Consider the following 23855-nt stretch of genomic DNA (forward strand, 5'->3'; position numbering starts at 1 on the left):
TGTATTCTCTTTGTAATGAATCCCTGTTACTTTTGGAATAATTCATGAAAATACTAATTGTAGATGACGAAGAAGACATTGCAGGACTCATCCAATTCCATTTAGAGGAAGAAGGATTTCAGACCGAAGTATGTCACAATGGGATGGAAGTTCTCCCCCGTTTAGAAAAACACCTCCCGGACGGAATCATTTTAGATTTGATGTTGCCGGGAATTGGTGGGATGGACCTTTGCAAACGCATTAAAGAAAAATACCCACACATTCCTATTTTGATGGTAACAGCAAAAACAGGGGAAACCGATGTGGTGCTTGGCCTTGAATTAGGCGCTGACGATTACATTCGTAAACCATTTAACATTCGAGAACTTGTTGCTCGCGTAAGAACCGTTACACGAAGAAGCACTGACCCAGGCCAGGAAGTGCAAGGAACCATTTCCACAGGTAAAATCCAAATCAATCCAACAGCACATAAAGTTTTTGTAGAAGGAACAGAAATTGATCTCACTCTGATTGAGTTCAAACTTTTACAACTATTTGCCGGAAATCCAGGTGTTGCTTTTTCTCGTGACAAATTACTCGATCGAATTTGGGGAAAGGATGTATTTGTAACAGATCGAACTGTAGACGTAAACATCAAACGCCTTCGTGATAAACTACTTTCCGAAAAAGAAAGATTAGAAACCATACGCGGGGTCGGTTACCGATTCCGAGATGCGTAGTTTTTTTTCCACATTACTGTTACTCAACTGGGGTCTTTTGCTTGTTTTACTGACCCTAGCATTGGGTGTATTTTTTATTTACGATCTAGTTGTACCTGCTGTACGCCCTCTCATCCTATTTGGATTTGTTTTAATTTCTATCTTTGGAACCTTTTATATTTCTACAAACATTGCGATGCGAATCACAGATCCGCTGGCCACGGTTGAGAAAAAAACAAAAGAAATCAATGCAGGTGACTTTGGAGTTGAACTTTCTTCGCCTGACATTCGCGAGTTGGCAACTCTTGCTCTATCAATCAATGAAATGGCAAAACGACTCAAAGTCCAGTTTTTAGATCTGACAGTCGAAAAAGAAAAATTCAACTACCTATTACAGAATCTAAAAGAAGGGGTTTTTGCGATTGATAGAAATGAAAAATTTCTATTTTTGAATCGTAATATTTCAGATACCTTAATTGTAAAAAATTCGCAATTTAAAGACTATATCCCTTCGATCAAAAACAAAGAACTTCTCACTTTCATTAAAGAAAAAATCCATCATGGAGTGGAAGGGAAAACAGAGTTCCAAGATGGAATTCATTTTTACACAGCTCGTATTTATCCGATTAAATCGGACTCCATCATTCAATTGTATATTGGAGTTTTGTCAGACATCACTGAAGACAGACAAAACCAACTCATCCGAGAACAGTTTTTTCAAAATGCTTCTCACGAATTAAAAACTCCCATAACATCGATTAAAGGGTATGCAGAAACTTTGGAATACAAACTAAAACTTCCCCAAGATTCGAATGAACGAAAATTTTTAGATGCCATTCTTAGAAATACAGAAAGACTGATTCGGATTGTCGAAGACATGCTTACTGTCTCTCGTTTGGAAAACCACAAAACTGTTTTGAATTTAACCGAATTTTCTCTATTTGATCTAGTAAGGAATGTATCCGAATCTTTGGGCGTGATCTACTCTCAGAAAAAACAAAGTTTGGTTTTGGATATCCCTTCAGATTTCCGAGTCAAAGCCGACCGTTTGCTTCTCGAAGATTTACTCGTAAATTTAATTTCTAATGCTTCTGCTTATAGTCCCGAAGGTTCCAGCGTGATTGTAAGGACTTCTTCTACAACGGACAAAAACCAAATCCAAGTCGTCGACCATGGAATTGGAATTTCCGCAGAAGATGCCGAACGAATCTTCGAAAGGTTTTTCCGCGTAGATACCAACCGTTCCCGGAAAGAAGGTGGCACGGGTCTTGGCCTCTCCATTGTGAAACACATCGCTAGACTGCATTCTGGGGAAGTTTCTGTCTCTCAAAACCCCCATGGCGGTTCCATTTTTACCTTTGAATTTCCTAAAAAATAGATTCTCGTAAGGGAAGTCACCGGATAGAATATTGGTATCCGGTAGGTATTTATGAAGTTTCCTTTGGGATTTTATTCCTTCGGCAAAAACATAGGAATCAAAGACACAAGTTTAGATTTTGCAGTCATTTATTCAGAAAATCGATGTAAGGCGGCAGCCGTATTCACTCGTAACAATTTTCCTGGGGCTCCTATTTATGTGGGCCGTGACCATATCAAAGATGGATACCTCCAAGCCATTGTCATCAATTCTAAAAACTCGAATGTCGCTACAGGGGAACAAGGAATCCAAAATTCCTACGCGATCTGTACGGAACTTGGAAAATCGTTAGGAATTCCTGCCAGAGACATCCTCCCCTCCTCTACAGGAGTGATTGGAGTTCCCCTTCCCATAGAAAAAATCCTTAACGCTTGTTCTACGGCAAAGGCAGATTTAAAACCCGGAAATTTAGAAGAAGTGGCAGAAGCCATTATGACTACCGACACCCGTAAAAAAATTTCCTATCGCACTATGACAAACCAAACTAGTGAAGGTGTGATGTTTGGGATTGCGAAAGGCGCCGGAATGATTGAGCCAAATATGGCGACCATGTTGTCTTATATACTTTGTGATTACATTCCGGAATCGGGTGACCTACAAGGAATTCTGAAACGAGTTGTGGATGTCACTTACAACTGTGTTACCATCGACTCCGATACATCCACAAGTGATACCGTGGTTTTAATGTGTTCTGGAGTTCTCGGAACCATTCCCGATGAAGTTTTTGAATCCCATATAAAAGAAATTGCCACCGACCTTTCTAAGTTAATTGCTCGCGACGGAGAAGGTGCATCCAAACTCATCGAACTCACGGTTTCCAATGGACGCGACGATCTACAAGTGACAAAAATTGGAAAGTCCATTCTCAATTCTCCGCTGGTCAAAACTGCCATTTATGGTGGAGATCCCAATTGGGGAAGGTTTGTGATGGCGATCGGAAAGGTATTCGATGAACCCATTCCTTATGATTCTTTAGAAATCCAACTGGGTGGAATCGCCGTCAAAGGGGCCGACAATGGCACCAAAACAAAGTTAGCCGAATATCTAAAATCCAATGAAGAAATTCATATATCGGTCATTTTAAATACAGGATCTTTTCAAAAAACGTTTTGGAGTTGTGATTTTACAGAAGGATACATTCAGGAAAACGCTTACTACACGACATGAATTCCAATAAATTCAAAAGTTCGCTTAAATATTTTTTACCTTCAAGTTATCAGTTAAAACTTTCGGTGACGAATACCCTTACGCGTACTTTATTTATTTTATTCGTTTATCTTTCTTATTTCCTGATTCTATCTCAAATTCCAGAACAGATGTCTTATCGTTTGGAACTGGCTTTACTTCTCACCAGTGCCTTTGCACTGATTTTATATTTACCTATCATCGAAAGGCTCACCCGTTACATTCGGACTCGGTTTCTTTCAGAATACCTTACAGAAGATGCGGAATCTTACAGACAAGCCATCAAACGATTTAACTTTGATGCATTGATTAAAAACGTTTTTCCAGATATGGTAAAAATCACGGGAAGCCATTCAGGAACCATGGCCGTACTCACTCAGAATGGGACCTTTGCCTTTCACTCCTACTTCCGAGGACGCCAAAAAAAACTAAGTCCCACAAAAGACATTATTGTAAAAACAAGTTTCCAATCTTTTTTGCTTAGCAAAAGGCATGGTGCCTCCGTTGCAGAAACTTATTCCCATGAAAACATTAACAATGACTTTATGGAACTCCATGCTAATTATATTTATCCTTTTATTTTCAGGGAAAAACTATTTGGTTTTATTGCGGTATCCAACATTCCGAATACAGATGCTACACATAGTTTGTCACTACTCGCTGGTCAGTCGGCTTTAACCATTCACAATCACATCCTTTCCTATCATATTTCGGAAAATAAAAAATACCAAAAGGAAGCAGAGTATGCTGTACGCGTACAAAATCTTTTGGAAACAGGAACCATTCCCCAACTCATGGGTTGGGAAATCATCGCATTCAAACGTACCAACAGAAATTTAATCGAGTTCTTTCAAGTAGAAGATGGTAGTTGGTTTTTTGTAATTTTGAATACAGGAAAATCTTACCAACATATTGGGATCATACTTTCTTATATTTTGGGAGTTGTGTATTCCCAATCGAAACTTCGTATTCTAAAAGGTTTTTCTGATATCAAAGCCTTAATTCAATCCACCTTTCAGAAGTTAGACTGGAAAGAAAACTACGAACTGATCATTGGAAAAATTGGATATTCAGAACTTTATATTGTGCAAGAAGGCAAACAATTCCGGATCACAAGGAATTCTGAAGAAGTCGTTGCGAGTATGGGATGGAAAAATATGATCAATATGGACAAAGGTCCGATCATCATCCAACAACGAGGCGAACCTGTTCTTAAATTTAGTTTTGAAGAGCCAGAAATCAAATGAGAGAACTTGCCATCACCATTCTATCCTCTCTTTTGTTTTTTTTAATCCTGCTATTTGCCTTTATTGGATTTCAAAACAATACCAAAAGACTTCCCTTCTTCCACTATCCGTCAGGCTTGATTGTCAATATCGGAGAAGAAAACAGAGCGCATTGGGGAAACTCAGTCGTAAGGGAAGATTTAGAAACATTTGAATCCATTTCTGATTTTTCAGGTATTGATTCCGTTCGATTGCATATTAAAGATACAAAAGGTGATATTTATGAAAAAGATTTCAAACTCACCACCATTCGCAAAACCGATGTTTTGGGAGTATTTTTCTCTGATTTATTTTTAGCTTTTTTTAGTCTTGCAATCGCAGTCTATTTTTATTATTCCACAAGAGATGCTTTGATCTTTGGTTTTTTTCTTAACTTTGGACTCATCATCCTTTCAAATGTTTTTGTCTTAACTTTCAAAAATTCAGTTTTCCTTTTTATCCTAACACTTTATTTAGGAAGTTTTTTACAATACCATCTCATCTACCGCCTTCGTGGAAAAGAGATCAACTCCAAGTGGTTATTACCTCAAGTATTGATTTCTTTTATCATGGCGATGATTGCCTCACAAGAAAAGTATGATATGATCCTTATCGAACGAGTCGTGTTGGTTGCTCATGCAATCACCGTTCTATTTGGTTCCATCAATATCATTGCTAATATTTATGAAATCGTTCGTTCCAAACCACAAGAGGAAGCACTTCTCAAAAGAATGGTTTTGGTGTTTTCCATTTTCCTTTATGTAGCGCTTCCCATTAGTATCCTCTTTTTTGATGGATACCCTTGGTTATTTGTCCACCGATCACTTTTTATAGTAACCTATCTTTTATTTATTTTATCTTTCTTTTATGGAACCTACCGGTATACCTTTGTTCCCTCTTTGGTGATTTTTACACCGAGTATCGTCACCTTGATTTTAGTTTTGATTATTTTGGGAACCTATATTGGTACCATTTTTGTTTTAGATTTCATTCTACCCATTCGTTATTTGAAAGACCGTTGGGTGTTCAATTTAATTTATCTTTTTCTCGTCACCGCTTATCTCATTCCACTCAAACTACGAGTGAAAGAGCTATTTGACTATTGGTTCTTTGAACAAAATCCAAAGTTAAGTGAAGGGATCAACAAAATCACAGCCCTTTTATCTTCACCGCTTTCGATGCGTAAAACCATCCTCACCATCAACCGCACAGTCAAAGATACGGTGAATATTTCCAATATCATCATCTTAATTCCTGGAGATCAGTTTGCGAGTACCGATCTAAAAAACATTGACTTTGTTCGGATCTCACCGCAGTCAGAAATTTGGAATTATTTCACAAGCACAGACCGGGTCACTGTCACCTCACATCTCGAATACGGAATTGGACTCCGTGAAACTTTGTATAATTTTTTAAAGGGATTACATATCCAGTTAGCATTTCCTGCTTATGATTCTTCTTCGAACAAAAAAAACATTCAGGCAATGATCCTCATCGGTGAGAAATTAGATAAAAAATATTTCTCCATTGGCGAATTAAAATTCATCAACGAAGTTGTGAAAATTTCAGGTATGTTACTGGAAAACTATAGTTTATTGGAAGATGAAATTCAAAAACGTAAAATTGTCAGAGACATCCAAACCGCATCCATTGTAGACAATACCTTACGTTTGATTTTGCCAAGTGAAATCAAGGGAATTGATTATGGTTATATATCAAAACCTGCCGTTGGAATTTCCGGAGACTATTTAGACATCATTCCTATCTCTCAAACAAAGATGATCGTTCTGTTAGGCGATGTTGCAGGACATGGACTCGGAACTGGATTTTTAGTCAGTGCCATCAAAGGAATTGTCAGAGAACAACTTAGGAATGGAACTTCTCTAGAAGGTTTGTTTCGTGAGATCAATTCGTTTTTCCGCGCACGTTATAAAGGAAACGAGTTTATGACTCTTCTTGGCGGAATTTTTGATTCCAATGAAAATATCTTTAAGTATGTGAATGCAGGCCATCTCTCTTTGATTGAGATGCGAGCTGATGGACAAATCAAACTGCATTCCAAAACACAACGGGTTCTTGGAATTTTAGAAACAGATTACCATGCCCAAGAATTAAAATTACTTCCAGGAACCAAACTCTTCCTCTACTCGGATGGAATCACAGAAGCCTTCAGTGAACGAGATGAAATTTTTGGGGAAGAAACACTCATCGAATTTTTACACTTCCACGCGGAAAAAACGGTCAAAGAAATCCCTCCGATTCTAGAAGCCAAGATGACAAATTTTCGTGGGAACCGGGAACAATCGGATGATATTACATTTATTGGTCTTTCTTTTACGCCGAACTAGCCGATATTTAAATCGATGATGGCAGAAAAACCAGTAAAGTTTGTCATTTTTCTATCTTTGATTCTGAGCCTAGTTGCGTTTTGGGACCACCAATTCACATCTTACCTCAAAGAATTTGTTGTACTCATCCATGAAATTTGCCATGCCACTGCTGCCCTCTTTAGTGGTGGGGTTGTGAAAGGAATTGCCCTTCACGGAAATGAAGGTGGGGAAACCATTGCTGTTCCTGCTTCCTTTCGTGGTTCCTTTATCCTTGTGGTATCCGCAGGATACATTGGTTCCTCTCTCGTCGGTGCTTTTTTACTTCGTTTAGGTTTCCAAGGACGGCATGCTCGCCAAACAATGATTTTGTTTGGTTTGTTTCTCATCTCTGTCAGCGTATTGTATTCTAAACTGGGTGATCTTGCTTATTTTACCGGTATCTTTTGGGGTGTAGGAATTCTCGTCACAGGAATGTTAGGCGAAACTATATCAATCCTTTCTCTAGTTTTTTTAGGCACTAGTATCTCCCTCTATTCTTTGTATGACCTCTCTGATTTTGCCGAAAGACTCACAGAAACCGATGCCGGAATCCTCGCCTTTTGGATGGCGGGGCTCGGCCCCGAAGACCTACAGAATCAGGAAGTTCCCACCGTGGTTGTGGTGCTCGGATATATGATCGCAACCCTTTGGTCCCTCCTGAGTATCGGGATCATTTTTATGTCGCTGCGCAGTTCGCTCAGCCACGAAGAAACCCATGATTTTCCTGAGATGGAAGAAAGTTTCGAACGGTTCCCCGGTGACCTTTCTCCCGAAGCAAAACTTTGGTTGGAAAAACGTGGGGTCGACCCGGAAAGTGGGATCGTTTTGCCCCCGAATTTGTTCCTAGACAGCCCTCCCAAAGACAACAGTCCCTAAACCTTCACGCAAATTTTCATTTGCGTAGGACACCGACTTCATAAATATAGAATCTCAATGGCAAAAAGAATCCTTATCACAGGTGGAGCCGGATTCATCGGATCCCATCTTGCAGAAACTCTTCTGAACGCTGGGAACCAAATCATCGTATTGGATAATTTCCATACCGGACGAAAGGAAAACCTAACTCACCTTCTCCCCAATCCAAATTTTGAACTGATCCGACATGACATAACGGATCCGATCAAATTGGAAGTAGACGAGATCTACAATATGGCTTGTCCTGCCTCTCCCGTTCATTACCAAAGTAATCCCATTAAAACCATCAAAACCAATGTTTTGGGTATGACGAATATGCTTGGGCTCGCCAAACGAGTGAAGGCAAGAATCCTCCAAGCCAGTACTTCCGAAGTCTATGGAAACCCACTCGAACACCCTCAGACAGAATCGTATTGGGGAAATGTGAATACCATTGGAATTCGCAGTTGTTATGATGAAGGAAAACGTGTGGCCGAAACTCTATGTTTTGACTACCACCGCCAACATGCAGTAGACATTCGTGTGATCCGTATTTTTAATACTTACGGCCCAAGAATGATACCAGACGACGGTCGTGTGGTGAGTAACTTCATCGTACAAGCGTTACGTGGCGAAAACATTACCATTTACGGCGATGGAAGTCAAACTCGTTCCTTTTGTTATGTCGATGATTTAGTCCGTGGAATTATCACAATGATGAACACAGACAATTTCATTGGACCTGTCAACTTAGGTAACGAAGGCGAATTTACTGTGAAGGAATTGGCTGAACTCGTAATCAAAGAAACGGGAAGTAAATCTAAAATCATTTACCTTCCACTTCCTCAAGATGACCCAACCAGAAGAAAACCAAACCTAAGTTTGGCGAAAGAAAAATTGAATTATTCAACGACCGTCCCGCTCGTGGAAGGCGTAAAAAAAACCATCGAATATTTTAGCAAAAGAGTATAAAATGAAAATAGGCGTAATCAAAGAACCATCTTATGAAAACCGAGTGGCAATCACTCCGGATGTTGTCGAACCTTTGAAAAAGTTAGGTTTCACTGTATCAGTAGAAACAACAGCTGGGGACAATGCATATTTCTCCGACAAAGATTATAAAGATGTTGGTGCTACAGTGGAATCAAGAGATGCGATTCTTTCTGGATCAGACATCGTTGTATCCATCCATACATTGGATGAGGCAAGTGCAAAAAAGATTGGAAAAGACAAAATCTACATTGCTACTCTCTCTCCCCTTGCTTTCCCAAAGAAAGTAAAAGAGATCGCAAATGCTTCCTTTAAAATTTTCTCTATGGACACCATCCCACGAATCACTCGTGCACAATCGATGGACGTTCTGAGTAGCCAAGCAACTGTTTCTGGATACAAAGCAGTTTTACTTGCGGCTTCCAACTACAGTCGTTTTTTCCCAATGTTAACTACAGCAGCGGGAACCATCACACCGGCAAGAGTACTCATCCTTGGTGCTGGTGTTGCTGGTTTACAAGCCATTGCAACTTCTCGCCGGTTAGGTGCAGTAGTCGACGTATTTGACACAAGACCAGAAGTGAAAGAGCAGTGTATGTCTCTTGGTGCCAAATTTGTAGAAGTGGAAGGTGCAGCGGATGCATCGAAGACAGGTGGTTATGCGGTAGAACAAACAGAGGACTACCAACGTCGCCAAAAAGAAGCCATTGCCAAATTTGCGGAAAAAGCAGATATCATCATCACCACAGCCCTCATTCCAGGAAGAAAAGCTCCTGTACTCATTACCAAAGAAATGGTAGATTCCATGAGACAAGGATCCGTGATTGTTGACTTAGCCGCTGTCAATGGTGGTAACTGTGAAGTGACTGAAAATGACAAAACTATTGTTTATAAAGGGATTACAGTGATTGGAAATTCCAACCTACAAAGTACGCAACCAATGGATGCAAGTAAGATGTATGCAAAGAATATTGTAAACTTCCTAAAACTTTTTGTGAATAAAGAAAAACAATTCAGCATCAACTTAGAAGATGAAATCATCAATGCATGTATGATTGCAGAAAATGGAGCGGTTCGTCACAAACCTACGTTAGCACTTCTCGGAGAATAACTCCGAGAGTTGTAGAGGAAAGATTAGAATTTTAAATTTCTAATCTTTCTCTTTCGATTATTAATTGTTTCCGGTGACTTGCGGTTGGGTTCTCCAACGACGGTGCACCCAAAAGTACTGCTCCGGAAACAACTTCACTTCTTCTTCCAAAGTTTTTGTCCAAAGTTCTGTATAATGCCTGATCACATCATCTTTTGATGGATAAAGTTTTTTATCCACAAAACCCAAATCCTTAACTCGAACAATCACCTTACCTTCCGCACCAGCTAACACGGAATAGTATAACATCTTGGCTCCTGTTAAATAAGCCATAAGGGCCGGACCCACAAAGGTTGAAGCTTGCCTATTCATAAAGGGAACAAAAATCCCGGCTTTTCCAGCATTTTGGTCAGCACCAAAACCAATCCAATACCCTTGTTTGAGAAGTTTGATGACTTGTGTAGACTCTTGTACAGGGACAAGAACCACACCATTTTTAGAACGCATATTGCGTAAAAGTCGGTCTACAAAAGGATTTCTTACCTTTTTATAAATCCCACCGCCCTTCATTCGAATTCCTAAAAATTGAACTAAAATTTCCCAAGTACCAAAGTGACCGGAAATTAAAATCACTCCGACTCCTTGTTTCTTAGTTTCTTCTTCAATTTGTAAACTCTCCGCATCGATGATCAAATTTTCATCCAACCATTTTTTTGTCATACGCGGAGCCCAAAGAGTATGAGCCAGTAAGATACCCAAATGTCTGTAATGAGCCTTTACTAAGTTTTGAATTTGTTCTTCTGAATAGTTTGGGAAGGCAAAACGAATGTTATCGGCCGCTACCTTTTGGTGTTTTTTATCCAGCGGGTAAAGAAGTTTGGTTAAAAAAATTCCATACGACAAACACCATTTATACGGAAGAACTTTAAAAGGGAAATAGAACAAATAAACAATTAAAAATGAGAAAAAGTATCCAATATGTTTCATAGTGTTAAACAATAAGGCCAAAGATAATAATGAAATAGAACTGCAACAAGTCCAATCCCAAAACCGATGATCCATCCTCCCACAATATCACTTACAAAATGGTGTAAGGTGATTAACCTACCCACACCCGCAAACAAACTGAAGAAAAAGAAATAGGGAGTTTCGTGAAATGCAAATACCAAAATGGTAGATACAACAATCGAATTGGCACTATGTGCCGAAGGAAAGGAGTGTTTCATATCGGGATTGGAATCTACTTTTCCCATAACACTGACAAGGGGACGTTTCCTTGCGAAGTATTTCTTTAGTACCAAAACCAATCGATCGGTTAAATAAGTGAAAACCAAAACAAAAGGCAAACTAAAGTAAACCGGTTTGTATAGATCACTTAAAAACATAAGTGGTAACAAAACCAAAGCAAACATCTCTCCCCGATTGACTCGGGATAAAACCCAACTTAATTTTGGGTGGTGGAGATTTTTTTGAATCCAAATGGATAATTTTAAATCGATAGCAGAAATCAAATTCATTTAGAAAGCTCTTCTTTTATCTTTTGAAGTGCTTCAGAAAAAGAAAAAGTCCATTGGTTGCGAGTCGCCATGTCTTTTAAAGTTACGGTTCCTGCTTTGATTTCATCTTCCCCACGAAGGAGAATCCATCGGTATCCCTTTTTTTCCGCATAAGAAAGTTGTTTTCCCATCTTTTGAGAAACTAAAGAAACTTCAGTGGCAATTTTTTCTTTTCGAAGTTCTCTTGCAAAGTTATGGTTCTCAGAAAAAGAAGACTCATCCAAAAGTGGAATATAAACTGTGGAGTCACTGGAAAAATTCGGTAACAAATTATGGGCTGTTAAAAAGTTTTGAAGAGTCACATCTCCTAATCCAAAACCGATTCCAGAAAGTTCTTCATTGGAAAAAAGCCCAATTAAATTGTCATACCTTCCACCACCGTATAACGAACGTTTATTCTGCGGTGAAGTATCAAAAATTTCAAAAATAAAACCTGTATAATAATCAAACCCACGAACCACAGAAGGATCAAAATAAACAATATCATTTAATCCTATGGTTCTCAGATCCTCGAACAAAGTCTGGATGGCTTTTAAAGTTTCTTCCTTGATCCCAGGAATTTGGTTCAATGTATCAGTGGTCGCAGCCAAAAACAAATTGATCTTCGAAACGGCCGTTGGGTCGTTCGGGATGGTTTTCGAAACAAGGGCAATGTATTCGTCTTCCGTGATTTTGTTTTTTTTATCTAAAATTTTAGAAACTTCATGGGCTTGGTTCGGACTCACCTTCAAACCATCTAACAAAAATTCGTCGAGAAGAGATCTATGGGAAATAGTAACTTTGAAACTATTTCGTGGTGCACCAAAGGCAAAAAGAATATCACAAGCCAAAGACAAAATTTCTAATTCAGCCCTCTGGCTTGTCACACCAAACATATCGACATTCAACTGCCAGTGTTCCCGAAGGCGCCCAAGACCTGGTTGTTCATATCTCCAAAGGTTGGGAATGGAAAACCAACGGATGGGTCTTGGAAGATCGCGTAACTTTTTTGCCACCATCCTTGCTACGGTCGGAGTCATTTCCGGACGAATCGCTACTTCGCGGTCTCCTTTATCGATGAAATTGTAAATTTGTTTGCCTACAATTTCTTCCCCTGTTTTAGCTCGGTATAAATCCAAAGATTCCACCATGGGGCCATCATACTCTTCGTATCCGTAAGACCTGGCGACATCTTTCATCACCGAAAATAGATAATTGCGAAGGCGCATATCTTCAGGATAAAAATCCCGAGTGCCTTTATAGTTTTCTGTAGTTAGTTTTTGTTCTTTCAATGTATGGCCCCTGGAACCTGCGCAGATTAGCCAAAAAATTCAATGAGACTATGGTAAATCTCTTTGGCTTTTTTATCTCCGCTGACACCTGTGATCCTACCACCCAATCTAAAATAGTCATTCACCTCTTCCAAATGACGAAGTTCTACTGCCATCCGGATCGGTGCCTGCAATTTGAAATTGATATCCAATGTAAATGTAGGTTTCACTTTCAGTGCTCTGATAATTTCCATATCGTTAACTTCCAAGGCGACTCCACCTCGGGAAACGTTCAGAACGTTTTGTTTGATATCAAGAATATGGGTATTTGAGTCCATGATTCTTTCTTGAAACGTACGTTCAACCTCTTTAAACAAATCCAGAACTTCACCGGGAATCCCTGGCCTTTCTGTTTCAAGCGAAAGATATGCAAAAAAATGCATGTCTTTCATTTGAATGAATAGAGGGTAATAAATATAAGAACCAATTTTTTTCTTTTTATATTCTTGGATTTTATCATCCAACAAAAACTCATCTTCAAAAGTTTTTTTAGGATCGAAAACATCCTCAGAAGGAAAGGATTCAAACGTTTCTGTATCTAATACAAAAATTGGTTTTTTATGTTCCTTCATCAATTCAATTTCATCGCCGTGAATGGATCCAGAAAGAAAAACCACTTTTGATTGCGGATAGTTTTTTAGAACGGTTCGTTGGATATCAGAAAGAATCACTTGCGAACTAACGCCAGTAAGTTTAGAAAAATCAATATTTGTTTTAGCCACTAAAAAGTTAGAAGCGACTGCGTTTCCACGAACTTTTTCATTTCTAGGATCTTGTCTTGTCGCATACGTTTGTCTGCGATCTATAATTTTTCCAAGAAGGAGATTGTCCTTTTGGTTGATCAGTTCATAATCGACTTCGGCATGAAAACCGGGAGTTGCTTGTACAGAAAAAATAGTTTCGATGAGTTCGGGAATGGTTTCTAATTCCCAAATATGCGCCCCATCCGGTCTTTCCCCTTTGAACTTCACTCGAATCGAAGTGTCGTATCCTTTGAGAAACAATCCATTTCCACCCATCATTTGTTTGAAAAATTCAGGTAACGCGCGTACTGCCTCTAAGGGAAGGTAATCTCTTTCTTGGTCGAAATGAATTTTAACACGATTGATCATAACTAGTCTATTTTTTTGAAATTCACACGTCTATTTCGAGATCGTCCTTCTTCTGTTTCATTCTCGGCAATCGGTTGGGAATAATGGTAAGCTTGTACCTTCATTCGTTCCTTAGGAACACCTTTCACTCGCATATATTGATAAACAGAAAGAGCTCTATCCTCGCTAAGGCTAATGTTGTATTCCTTATTCCCTATATTATCAGTATGTCCACCAATTTCAACTTTTTCATTCTTGTGTTGGATGAGGAAGTCGGCCAAAAGATCCAACTTTTTCTTATCTTCATCACTCAATACCCGTTCGTTGAATGGGAAATAAATAATTGTATTATACAAATTGTCAAAATCATTTAAATTTCTGAGATAAAGAACTGTTTCTTTTCCTTCCATTCCTGAAATTTTATCTTTGGAAAAGAGGAAAGTTTCCTCTTTATACCCTTTGGCTCTCACCAAAATTTCAAAATCCATTGTGGGAGATTTATCTAAATCAAACCGTGCATCCTTTGCTTCTAATGATTTTCCTTTGCGAGTTAAATCATCAAAGTAATAACAAATGGCGTTAGGAATGACAAGGTCTGTTTTCCTATCCTTGACTATGAAACGAATGCCTTGGATGGTTTTATCCGGTCGTTCTTCTTTAATCGGACGGATCGGTTGTAAAATGATTTGAGAGTATTGTTCTTTATTCTTTCCCACATTTCCCCTCAGATCCAAAAGGACTTCTGTGGGATGAAATCCTGGAGAGGAAACTTCCACTCGATACAATTTGCCCGTTTTGATGGTGGTGCGAAAATTCTCCGCATCGGCAATGGATAAGTCGGCTCCAATTCGTTTGGAAGTGATCACTTGGATGGGTCTTGTTTCATCATAAATTTTGAGAGTCGAATCAAGTCCAATCATGATGGCTTCTGATCCATCGAGCACAAGTCCTCGAAATACAAATTCATAACTCCGACGTAGGTCTTCAGGAACCATGGTTCGGTAGATATCAAATTGGCCTTCCCCACCCGGACGGTTGGAAGAAAAATAAAACCACAAATCGTCAAAGGTAACAGAGATCCCTTCGTTATCACTTTCTTCCCAAAGGCTATAAGTGGAATAATCAGCTGGGGTATCAAAAGGGAATCCGGTAGATTCGCCTGACAGTTGTTGTTTGGTATTAAAAGGAGATCCTAATAATATAGGAGGTTCAAAACTGTTTTGTGATTCATTATATTCACTGTAGTAAAAACTAAATTTACGATTTTTATCTCCGCGATTGGAACTAAAATACAACCGTAAACCATCCCAATGGTAAGTAGGACTAATTTCATCATCTTTTGTATTGATGACTGTCCCCATAGAAATCGGTTTTTGCCAAACCCCATCCTTACAAGTGATTTTGGGTTTATCAGGTACAACTTCCTTTGTTCCGGTTGTGGGTTCTCGTTTGGAAATCCAAAGGTCAAAACCTCCCAGTCCCCCCGGACGGTTCGAAGAAAATACCATAGAACAACCATCAGGCGAAACTGCAGGCATTTTATCTTCAAAGTGGGAGTTAACTTCGTTCATATGGATGGGAACAGACCAAAGGCCAGTTCTTTGGTTTATTTTTGTATAATATAAATTGAGTCCGTCATAACCTTCTCGATTCTTTTTGGGATCGGCTTGAGATTTGTCACGAACCGATGTAAAGTACAGTTCGTACGGTTTTTCCTCTTCATCAAAGAGGATGGAAAACATTCCTTCAAAATTAGTTGTATTTAATTCCCGAAAGTTCTTAGGAGGGGACCAAACCGGCAGTTTCATTCGATCGGGAAAACTTAAGTTTTCCGAAATCCAAATATCCATCCCCCCTTCTCCACCTGGACGGTTGGATTGGAACACCAAATACCGACCCGTTGGGGAAATGATGGGATTGTATTCCACATTTTGTGTGTTGAGTGGCTGGTAAAACCTTACATCCTTCACTTTCGGTAAAGGCTGCGCCAGGAGTGGAAATGCCGAAATGATTAAGGAAATAAGGAATTTTTTCATCTGCCGTCTCTCCTATGTATCGGCCAATCGGAATTTTCTGCCAAGGGAAAAATAAGGCTTTTAGGGGGAGGTGAACCGATAATCCTTCTCATTCATGGCCGAAATCTTCGGAATCTTAAACATTACCACAGACTCATTTAGCGACGGGGGAAAATTCCTTAACCCAGACGATGCGATTGAACAAGGAAATAAACTCTTACAAGAGGGAGCTGATTGGTTGGATGTATCGGGCCAGTCCTCTAACATTAACGCGGCTTTAGTTTCTGAGGAAGAGGAATGGAAACGCGTCGAACCCGTGATTCGGCATTTTGTCCCCAAAGGGATTCGCATCAGTTTGGATAGTTTTCGCCCAACAGTTCAGAAAAAAGGAATTGAGGCCGGGGTACGTTGTATCAACGATATCACTGGTTTTACTTATGAAGGAGATCGTAGTTTTTTAAAACCAGCAATCCAAAAACACCCAGAACTAAAACTCATCATCATGCATTCGCATAACAAAAACATTGCGAAATACAAATCGGAACTTACACCAGAAAAAGTAATCAGAAAGATCCAAGCTTTTTTCAGGGACCGCCGCTCCGACTTACTTGCCATGGACATACCAGAATCGGCACTTCACTATGATCCTGGTATGGGTTTTTTCTTAAGCGAAAATCCGATGGTATCCTTTCGGGTTTTACAAGAATTAGAAATCCTCAAATTAGAATTTCCACAATTGATGGTAGGAGTTTCCAGAAAGTCATTTCTTGGAAATGTGCTCGGTGATTTATCAATTCCAGATAGAGAATTTGCTACTTTGGCCTGCGAACTCCATTTATTAAGATACAAAGTCCCCTTCATTCGGACGCATAACGTGCTTAAGCTGAGACAAGCAGAAAAAATTTGGAATTTATGCCAGGAAATGGAATGAAAAAAACGAAGTCGAAAGGAAAGAAAAAGTCTTTCTTTAACTTCGCCCAGAACGAGAAGCTTTCCGAATGTCTCTTCCTTCTTTAGACAAAGTAGGAAAAAAGGAAGATTCAGGAACCGCATATCCTTTTTCGACCGCCTTACGGTAGTAAGGCAAAAGCCCATCCCATTTAGGAAAATCTTTTAAAACGAGTAATGTATCACGCCAAACTTCCAAAAAACCGATTTGAGACTTTTCGCCAGCAGTAGCCGATTCTGCCCACTTTATAGCTTCTTCGTAACGACCTAATTCATAATTGGCTTTGACAAAATAAAAATGAAATTCCTTATTCTTTTTGGCCGCAACTTCCAAAGACTTTGCGTAATCTAACAAACTATACCAGTTCCCTTTTTGTACTTGGATGTCTGCCATTCCATACAGTGCATTTTCATGGAAAGGAACTACTTCTAATATCTGATTCAAATAACCTTCCGCATAAACAAAGTTACCTGTTTGTATATAATAATTGGCTAACTCTTCGTATGCGTATAATTCCCATCCCTTTACCCTGGATAAGGCATCTAACAAAACGACTTTTTCCTCGTTTCGCAAACGGATTTCCAGTTCTTTTAAAATTGTTGTGTAAGTGACGGAAGAACGTGAGGGAGCTTCCTTTGCAACCTTTTGTTTCAGGGGTTCAAATTCATCCAACAAAAAGTAGAACCGAAGTCGGTTCAAATGGACAACTACTTCATTTGGGTTGGTTTGAATGCACTTGTCCCAAACCGATTCCGCTTGGTCCAATTGGATGGACTTGGACAATCGAATTCCTTCCGCATTGCAGTCGCTTGCTTGTGAATTTGCCAGTTCCAAAAACAAAGTATCCGATTCCAATTCATCTTGTTTTGCGATGGGATATCTACATCCGAAGGAAACTAAAATAGAACAAAAGTATAAGATGTATAAAATACGAAATTTCAATCTAGGTCGGCCTTTCGGGATCTGTCTTTTCCTTCATCTTTTGAGCAAATACCAAATATTGCATCGCTTTTTCAGGGTTTCCATTGAAAAGATATAACAAACTTAAATCCAAAGCTTCCTGTGCATCCGGGGGGGAAAACTCTTCTGGATTCTCTTTGGAGAGTTCTAATTTGGTTTGGAACTCTTTTAATTTCTTTTTGGCTTTGGATTGGATCCGAACCAAACTTTCATGAGCCACTCCATCTTCTTCTTGCCATGCCGCATGCAAACTTTCATTAAAATTTGTAAATCCCACATCCTCTTTCACCATAGTAGTGAGTAGTGTGGCCGATGCTTTGTAATTTCCTTGTTTGGCAAGGATTTCGGATTGGATGATTTTTAATTGAGCATTCCCGGGATATAGAATCAAGTAACGTTCAATCATTTTTAAACTTTCTGGAAAACGATTCCTTTCGTAATAAAACATCGCAAGCCCTCCTAAAGCTGATTTATGGTCTGGTTCGATTTTAATGACATTATTGAGATAAACTTCGGTTTTTTCATCGTTGCCTAACTTCTGATAGGCTTGGGCGAGTAATAAATGAGCGGAGATAAATTTCTTTTCAAAGGTTAAAGTTTGTTTCAGAAAACTGATGGCTTTTTCAGTTTCCTCATGTTTGTAAAGAGAAACAGCTAGATTATAACAGTTTTTAACATTGGCATTCAGTTTGTATGCCTTAGAAAACAAAGGAATTGCTGCTTCATGTTTCCCTTGTTTGGCGTAAATCACTCCCAAATTCTGTAAGGCCAAATGGTAATTTGGATCCTTCTCCAGTAAAACTTTGTATTGGGCCTCGGCACGATCCCACTCGCCGTTTCGCTCCAAACGGACTGCTTCATTGAACAAGGATTGAATTTCTTGTGCCATACTAGCCATTATCGTTTCAGAAACGAATCTCCCCCGAGAAAATTTATCACGAGATTGGAAAAACCTTCCGAAAGGTACACACAAGAGTCCAGAGGAAGGGGAAAGTTATGCAAAGACTCATACTTATATCAATTATGTTGTGGCTGGTGTCCTGCAGTTCTGCTGACGCTACCCGAAGAGATTATAGCGCTTCCGGCGATCCGGAAGATATTTTTTTTGAACGTTCTGGAAAGTCAAAACCAGCGAGTCAAACTAAGTCGGAAGACCCAGTGGCTCGTTCCATCATTGACGATTTAGATTCCAATGCAAAAACAGCAACACCTGTCGCCGCAGCAATCCCTGTGAAAAAACCGGCAGATCAGTTTGATGAAGTCGGTTTATCATCCTGGTATGGACAAAAGTTTCAAGGTCGTCCGACTGCGAGTGGAGAGCCATTTGATCGAATGAAAATGACGGGTGCTCATAGAACACTCCCGATTGGAAGTGTGATCAAAATCCAAAACTTAGAAAACAATAAAGAAGCAGTGGTTCGTATCAACGATCGTGGACCATTTGTGGATGAACGTATTGTGGATGTATCCGAAAAAACCGCTGAACTTTTAGAGTTTAAGGACAAAGGAATTACCAAAGTTGGGATCAAAGTTCTCAAAAAAGGAGAGGATGATCTGGGCGACGATTTGGATGATTCTGATCTTTTAGATGATGCTCCGGCAAAACCAGAAAAACTCACACCGGTCAAACCGGGTGTCGTGAAGCCGGTCGCTGCGGGAAAAGGCTTTACTGTGCAAGTGGGAGTCTTTCAGGAAAAAGAAAGAGCCATCAAATATCAAGAAAACATGAAATCTGAATACAACCAATCCGTGTTCGTAACTCCCAGAGATGGAAAGTTCGTAGTTCAAGTTGGGGATTTTGCAGACCGCACCAAAGCGGAATCTCTCAAATCAAAATTGAAATACGACGGGATTGATTGTTTTATCGCAAATCGTTAGTTTCTCCCATCCGACCGGGCAAATGGCTATCTCGCCGATTTGCTCGGGAAGGTTGGAAAATGAATTGATTTCGCATTTCCGCCTGTTACGATTTCGTATTAAATTAGCAACTAGAAGACCCTATGAGTGAAAGCATATTATCCGTTGACCACATACTAACAAATTATTATACATTCGGTAGTTTAATTGTCACTGTCCTCCTTACGGTCTTGACTACATTCTTCTTCTCACTGAAAGACAAAACAGTCGCCACCAAACACATGGCTCTTGCCTGTTTGTTTTTAGGATTGTTCCAGTTCGGATACCTTTTGGGAGCTTTTTATTACCATCCCATTGCTTCCTACCATCGTTGGATCACTGGCGGAATCATCCTCTTTGGAATCATTCATTTTGGTCAGTTCTTCTTTCGTTTCCCTGATAACGAAAACCCAAAAGCAGCTCGCATCATCCTGGCGATCCTTCATGCCGTTGCGATTGTTGTTGTTTTGTGGTTCCTAGTGACTGTATCCCAAGGGGAAAGAAAATACCACTTCACCGCCCACCACTGGGATTTTAATTCAGAAGGTGCCAGTAGGATTTTAAGTTTCTTTATTGCTGCTTATTCCTTTATCAACTTCCTAGTGCTTCCCGGTTACCGATTATTCCATGTTGCCAAAGAAAAACGCGGAACCTTGATCATTATGTTAATTGCAGCCTTAATCGCAGCAATTGTTCCCAACATAACAAACGTTATGAGTCGTGATGGGGCAATGGAACGTTCCACTTACCTCACTGCTCTTGTATTACTTTTCACTTTTACTTTTTTCATTATCACTATTACATTTATCAATAACAGTAGTGAACGAACCACATTCATGGTGAAGATTGTGGGAATTTCATTTGTTACCATTCTCCTCATCATGCAAGCCTTCAGTTATTTGGTGGATCAAGAAAAAGAGACATCTTTTGACAATACTGCCATCCAAAAGGCTCTTCGTGCCGCGGAAGGTGGAGAACGTTCCAAAGACATCTTATTTGTGATTGAATACGATTCCGTTGGGCAAAATCTAAAAAAGGCTTATTTACCAGCATCTGTCAATGTGGATCTGCCATTAGTCCAAGCGGATCTTTACAACACAGCCTTATATGATGAAGTAGTGACCATAGCGGAAGCCGATTATAGAAATTCTCTTAAAGCAAGTTTATCGAAAACACCATACTACTTTGAAGGTTATAAAAATGCCATCCTAGAGTTTTTGGAAGAAAATCCAGATTCAGAAGGAGCCGAACTAAAGGTAGAGGTTTCTAAATTAATTGAAAAACTGAATCGCAGAACCTTCATCAACACAAACAAACTCGGTGATATTTTACCAGACCAGTTTTGTGAAGAAGGTGTTAAATACGTTGAAAAGGTGAAAAACGTAGATAGCTTCCGCGATGCCATTCTCAAACATGTAAACGATTGTAAGTGGGACGGAAAAGAAATTTCAGGACGAGACCTCCGCGTGGAAATGTTGAAGTTCTTCCGTTATTTCAAACCAGACTTAACCAGACACTATAGAAAAGATTTGGATGGCGTTTCGCATTACGTTGCTTATATGACTTATGACTCGAAAAAGAAAATCAACAGAGAAATTGGTTTTAACTATCGAGATTACAGAGCTTACATGCACAAGTCTGCTAAACTAGAGTTAGTCATCCTTGCAATCGTGATGTTTGTTCTACTTGTTATCTTCCCGTTATTCTTTAGGTCAGCCCTTGTCAATCCACTCTATGCTTTGCTTGCCGGGGTAGAAAAAGTAAACCAAGGAAATTTAGAAGTAGAAGTTCCCATCAAAGTAAATGATGAGATTGGTTACCTGGCCGAATCGTTCAACGGAATGGTGTCCTCCATTCGTGATGCGAGAAGAGAACTCCAAGATTACGCAGAAAACTTGGAAGAGAAAGTAAAAGAACGTACCAAAGAACTTCAAGAGAAAATGGATGAGATCCATCGTTTGAAAGTTCAACAAGATGGTGACTACTTCCTCACTTCACTCCTTGCAAAACCATTATTCTTTAACGCAAACAAGTCTGATAACATTCGATGTGATTTCTTTGTTCATCAAAAGAAAACCTTCGAATTCCGTAATAAAACGGGAGATTTAGGTGGTGATATTTGTATCACAGGAAACCTAAAGTTAGGAAAACCTGATGATTTTCATCGTTACACTATGGTGATGAACGGTGATGCCATGGGAAAATCCATGCAAGGTGCTGGTGGATCTCTAGTGATGGGTGTTGTGATGAACTCCATCATGGCTCGTTCTGCCGGTAACAAAAGAATTCTCAACCGTACTCCTGAAGAATGGCTAACAGACGTATACGAAGAAGTTAACGCTGTGTTCAAATCTTTCAGTGGTACTATGGTGATCTCTGCAACAGTAATGTTGATTGACGATGACAGCGGAAAAATTTGGTATTTCAACGCAGAACACCCTTATAGCATTCTTTATCGCGATGGTAAGGCAAGTTTCATTGAAGACGAATTGAAACTCCGAAAATTGGGATTGGATTCAGAATATCCTTTCGAAGTACAAACCTTCCAACTTCTTCCTGGTGACCAATTGATCCTTGGTTCCGATGGACGCGATGATATTGACCTCACTCCTGATGAAGATGTAAGAACCATCAACGAAGATGAAACTATGGTTCTGCGATTCATTGAACAAGCAGACGGCGATATTTATGAAGTAGAAAAACTCGTAAAAAAAACGGGAGATGTTACAGACGATATCTCCATGCTGAGCCTTGTCTTCAAAAGTGACAAATCTCCTATCCATCATTCTCCTGAAAAAGGTGACCTTTCAGAGCAACCTGTGGATGATTTTTTCGATACACCAGGTGATGATTGGGATGAAGCGCTCACGACCTCTGGTGCCTTCGAAGAAGGAAAGGTTCTCTACCAAAACGGGGAGATTGAAAGAGCCATCACGGTAATGAAAAAAGCATTCCTTGGTGATCCCACCAACCAAAAACTAAACAAGTTTTTGGGCCTCGTGAGTTACAAAGGAAAAGAATACGATATCGCAGCCAAAGTTCTTACTGAATTTTTGAAAGAAAACGAAGGTTCCGGAGAGTATTGGTACTACTTAGCGATGTCCGAAAAAAAACTTGGTCATTACGAAAGTGCGCTCAAAGCAGCACAAGAAGCTTTGAAATACGATTCAGAGAACTTTCAAAACCTAATTAACCTTGCAGACGTTAGCCGACTTCTTGGAAACGTAGATCGTGCTGTTACTTATGTAACCCGAGCGCAGTCTATCGATCCAACAAACAAAAACGTTCTCAAACTTTCCAAGTTATTAGAAAAAGCGACTAGCCTCAATTAATTGAGGTTAGTCCAAATCCTACCTTAAAAAATGACATCGGTTTTTGTATTACAAATCCGTTGTCATTTCATTACATCACCCTTGCATTAAAATGAAACATAATCCAAATGGTGATTTAAAATCGTTTTAACAGATGTCGCATTTTATTAAATTGTGACCTTGAATTTCAAAAAACCAGCTTGCCAGAGAAAAAATTTCTGTCAGAATAAGCGAACCCAATTTTATAGAATAAGGATCTATATGAATCAAAAACTTGTTTTAAGTGTATGGACGGCCATCCTCTTCACGGGAAGTTCTTTACTTGCCCAAGAGGCTGACGTTGCAGTGGGAAGATACCTTCCACCTGAAAAAGACTCAGTCATCGAGATTTTCAAATGTGGTGATAAATACTGCGGAAAAACAGTTTGTATCAAAGACAATGCGTACCAAGAAAAAGAAAAAGACAAAGGTGTTCCGGGAACTCCTTACTTAGATCATAACAACGAAGATCCAAAGTTACGCAATCGTCCAAACCTTGGAATGGTATTCATCAATGGTTTTGATTACGTAGGTGAAGGTGTTTACAAAAACGGAAAAATCTACAATCCACGTGATGGAAAAACCTACTGTGGAAAATTCACTTCTCTAGAAAATGGAAACCGTTTGGATTTAAAAGGAACTCTTTGTTCCATTACCTTCATTGGAAAAACGAACAACTGGGTAAAACTCGGTGGTTTGAATCTTGATGACCCGAAATGGGACTGTACTTTCAAAGCTAAAAAATAACGATTCTACGAAATACCTGCCATCCACTTCGGAGGCAGGTTCATCGCTTTCCCTTCTTTCATTCCTTCGAAAA

General features: G+C 39.4%; 19 protein-coding genes. 12 read left to right on the forward strand and 7 right to left on the reverse strand.

Translation table 11 applies throughout. The features are described from left to right. Positions 1 to 44: 44 nt before the first annotated feature. Genes JWG41_RS14160 through JWG41_RS14195 form a run of 8 tightly spaced genes read left to right on the forward strand, consistent with a single transcriptional unit; the run spans position 45 to position 9929 of the window. On the forward strand, positions 45 to 719 hold the full coding sequence (locus JWG41_RS14160) for a response regulator (protein WP_205270575.1): 675 nt from the start codon (positions 45 to 47) through the stop codon (positions 717 to 719). Further along, complete coding sequence (locus tag JWG41_RS14165) at positions 712 to 2076, forward strand: HAMP domain-containing sensor histidine kinase (RefSeq protein WP_205270576.1); 1365 nt, start codon at positions 712 to 714, stop codon at positions 2074 to 2076. Before JWG41_RS14160 ends, JWG41_RS14165 begins: the two co-directional genes overlap by 8 nt. 51 nt (positions 2077 to 2127) lie before the next feature. Then, complete coding sequence (gene argJ / locus JWG41_RS14170; RefSeq protein WP_205270577.1) at positions 2128 to 3282, forward strand: bifunctional glutamate N-acetyltransferase/amino-acid acetyltransferase ArgJ; 1155 nt, start codon at positions 2128 to 2130, stop codon at positions 3280 to 3282. Then, complete coding sequence (locus tag JWG41_RS14175; protein WP_205270578.1) at positions 3279 to 4547, forward strand: hypothetical protein; 1269 nt, start codon at positions 3279 to 3281, stop codon at positions 4545 to 4547. Before argJ ends, JWG41_RS14175 begins: the two co-directional genes overlap by 4 nt. Next, positions 4544 to 6913, forward strand: coding sequence for a SpoIIE family protein phosphatase (locus tag JWG41_RS14180; protein WP_205270579.1), 2370 nt, complete (start codon positions 4544 to 4546; stop codon positions 6911 to 6913). Before JWG41_RS14175 ends, JWG41_RS14180 begins: the two co-directional genes overlap by 4 nt. A gap of 18 nt (positions 6914 to 6931) precedes the next feature. Continuing rightward, on the forward strand, positions 6932 to 7810 hold the full coding sequence (locus JWG41_RS14185) for a M50 family metallopeptidase (RefSeq protein ID WP_205270655.1): 879 nt from the start codon (positions 6932 to 6934) through the stop codon (positions 7808 to 7810). Positions 7811 to 7867: 57 nt separating this feature from the next. Further along, positions 7868 to 8800 carry a UDP-glucuronic acid decarboxylase family protein gene (locus JWG41_RS14190; RefSeq protein ID WP_205270580.1) on the forward strand — a complete coding sequence of 311 codons (933 nt, stop codon included), beginning with the start codon at positions 7868 to 7870 and terminating at the stop codon, positions 8798 to 8800. Between the two features lies 1 nt (position 8801). After that, complete coding sequence (locus tag JWG41_RS14195) at positions 8802 to 9929, forward strand: Re/Si-specific NAD(P)(+) transhydrogenase subunit alpha (protein WP_205270581.1); 1128 nt, start codon at positions 8802 to 8804, stop codon at positions 9927 to 9929. Positions 9930 to 9989: 60 nt separating this feature from the next. Here JWG41_RS14195 and JWG41_RS14200 read toward each other — a convergent pair whose 3' ends face one another. From JWG41_RS14200 to JWG41_RS14220, 5 genes are read right to left on the reverse strand one after another with little or no spacing between them, the layout of a single operon-like run. Then, entirely contained in the window at positions 9990 to 10895 is a 906-nt protein-coding gene (locus JWG41_RS14200; RefSeq protein WP_205270582.1) for a lysophospholipid acyltransferase family protein, read from the reverse strand. Beyond that, positions 10892 to 11425: a phosphatase PAP2 family protein gene (locus tag JWG41_RS14205; protein ID WP_205270583.1), complete on the reverse strand. Its 534-nt coding sequence runs from the start codon at positions 11423 to 11425 to the stop codon at positions 10892 to 10894. The genes JWG41_RS14200 and JWG41_RS14205 overlap by 4 nt, the downstream gene beginning before the upstream one ends. Next, complete coding sequence (hisS, locus tag JWG41_RS14210; protein ID WP_205270584.1) at positions 11422 to 12735, reverse strand: histidine--tRNA ligase; 1314 nt, start codon at positions 12733 to 12735, stop codon at positions 11422 to 11424. The genes JWG41_RS14205 and hisS overlap by 4 nt, the downstream gene beginning before the upstream one ends. A gap of 26 nt (positions 12736 to 12761) precedes the next feature. After that, positions 12762 to 13886, reverse strand: coding sequence for a DUF1577 domain-containing protein (locus JWG41_RS14215; RefSeq protein WP_205270585.1), 1125 nt, complete (start codon positions 13884 to 13886; stop codon positions 12762 to 12764). 2 nt (positions 13887 to 13888) lie between these two features. Beyond that, a complete protein-coding gene (locus JWG41_RS14220; protein WP_205270586.1) occupies positions 13889 to 15901 on the reverse strand; it encodes an OmpA family protein in 2013 nt (670 codons plus the stop codon). Between the two features lie 94 nt (positions 15902 to 15995). Here JWG41_RS14220 and folP point away from each other — a divergent pair, with 94 nt between their 5' ends. After that, positions 15996 to 16811, forward strand: coding sequence for a dihydropteroate synthase (gene folP, locus JWG41_RS14225; protein ID WP_205270587.1), 816 nt, complete (start codon positions 15996 to 15998; stop codon positions 16809 to 16811). A 36-nt stretch (positions 16812 to 16847) separates the two neighbouring features. Here the strand turns inward: folP and JWG41_RS14230 are convergent, their stop codons facing one another. Beyond that, complete coding sequence (locus JWG41_RS14230) at positions 16848 to 17771, reverse strand: tetratricopeptide repeat protein (protein ID WP_205270588.1); 924 nt, start codon at positions 17769 to 17771, stop codon at positions 16848 to 16850. 1 nt (position 17772) lies between these two features. Next, positions 17773 to 18678 (reverse strand): tetratricopeptide repeat protein, encoded by a 906-nt coding sequence (locus tag JWG41_RS14235; protein WP_205270589.1) that lies wholly within the window; start codon positions 18676 to 18678, stop codon positions 17773 to 17775. 107 nt (positions 18679 to 18785) lie between these two features. Between JWG41_RS14235 and mpl36 the strand changes: the two genes are divergently transcribed. The 3 genes from mpl36 (at position 18786) to JWG41_RS14250 (ending at position 23782) form a co-directional block, all read left to right on the forward strand. Continuing rightward, positions 18786 to 19667 carry an RlpA family plasminogen-binding lipoprotein MPL36 gene (gene mpl36, locus JWG41_RS14240; RefSeq protein ID WP_205270590.1) on the forward strand — a complete coding sequence of 294 codons (882 nt, stop codon included), beginning with the start codon at positions 18786 to 18788 and terminating at the stop codon, positions 19665 to 19667. Positions 19668 to 19789: 122 nt separating this feature from the next. After that, positions 19790 to 23017 (forward strand): SpoIIE family protein phosphatase, encoded by a 3228-nt coding sequence (locus JWG41_RS14245; RefSeq protein ID WP_205270591.1) that lies wholly within the window; start codon positions 19790 to 19792, stop codon positions 23015 to 23017. 240 nt (positions 23018 to 23257) lie between these two features. Further along, the gene (locus JWG41_RS14250) at positions 23258 to 23782 is read left to right on the forward strand and encodes a DUF2147 domain-containing protein (RefSeq protein ID WP_205270592.1); all 525 of its coding nucleotides are present in this window, start codon (positions 23258 to 23260) and stop codon (positions 23780 to 23782) included. The last annotated feature ends 73 nt before the right edge of the window (positions 23783 to 23855 follow it).

The sequence above is a fragment of the Leptospira chreensis genome (assembly GCF_016919165.1).
Classification (GTDB): domain Bacteria; phylum Spirochaetota; class Leptospiria; order Leptospirales; family Leptospiraceae; genus Leptospira_A; species Leptospira_A chreensis.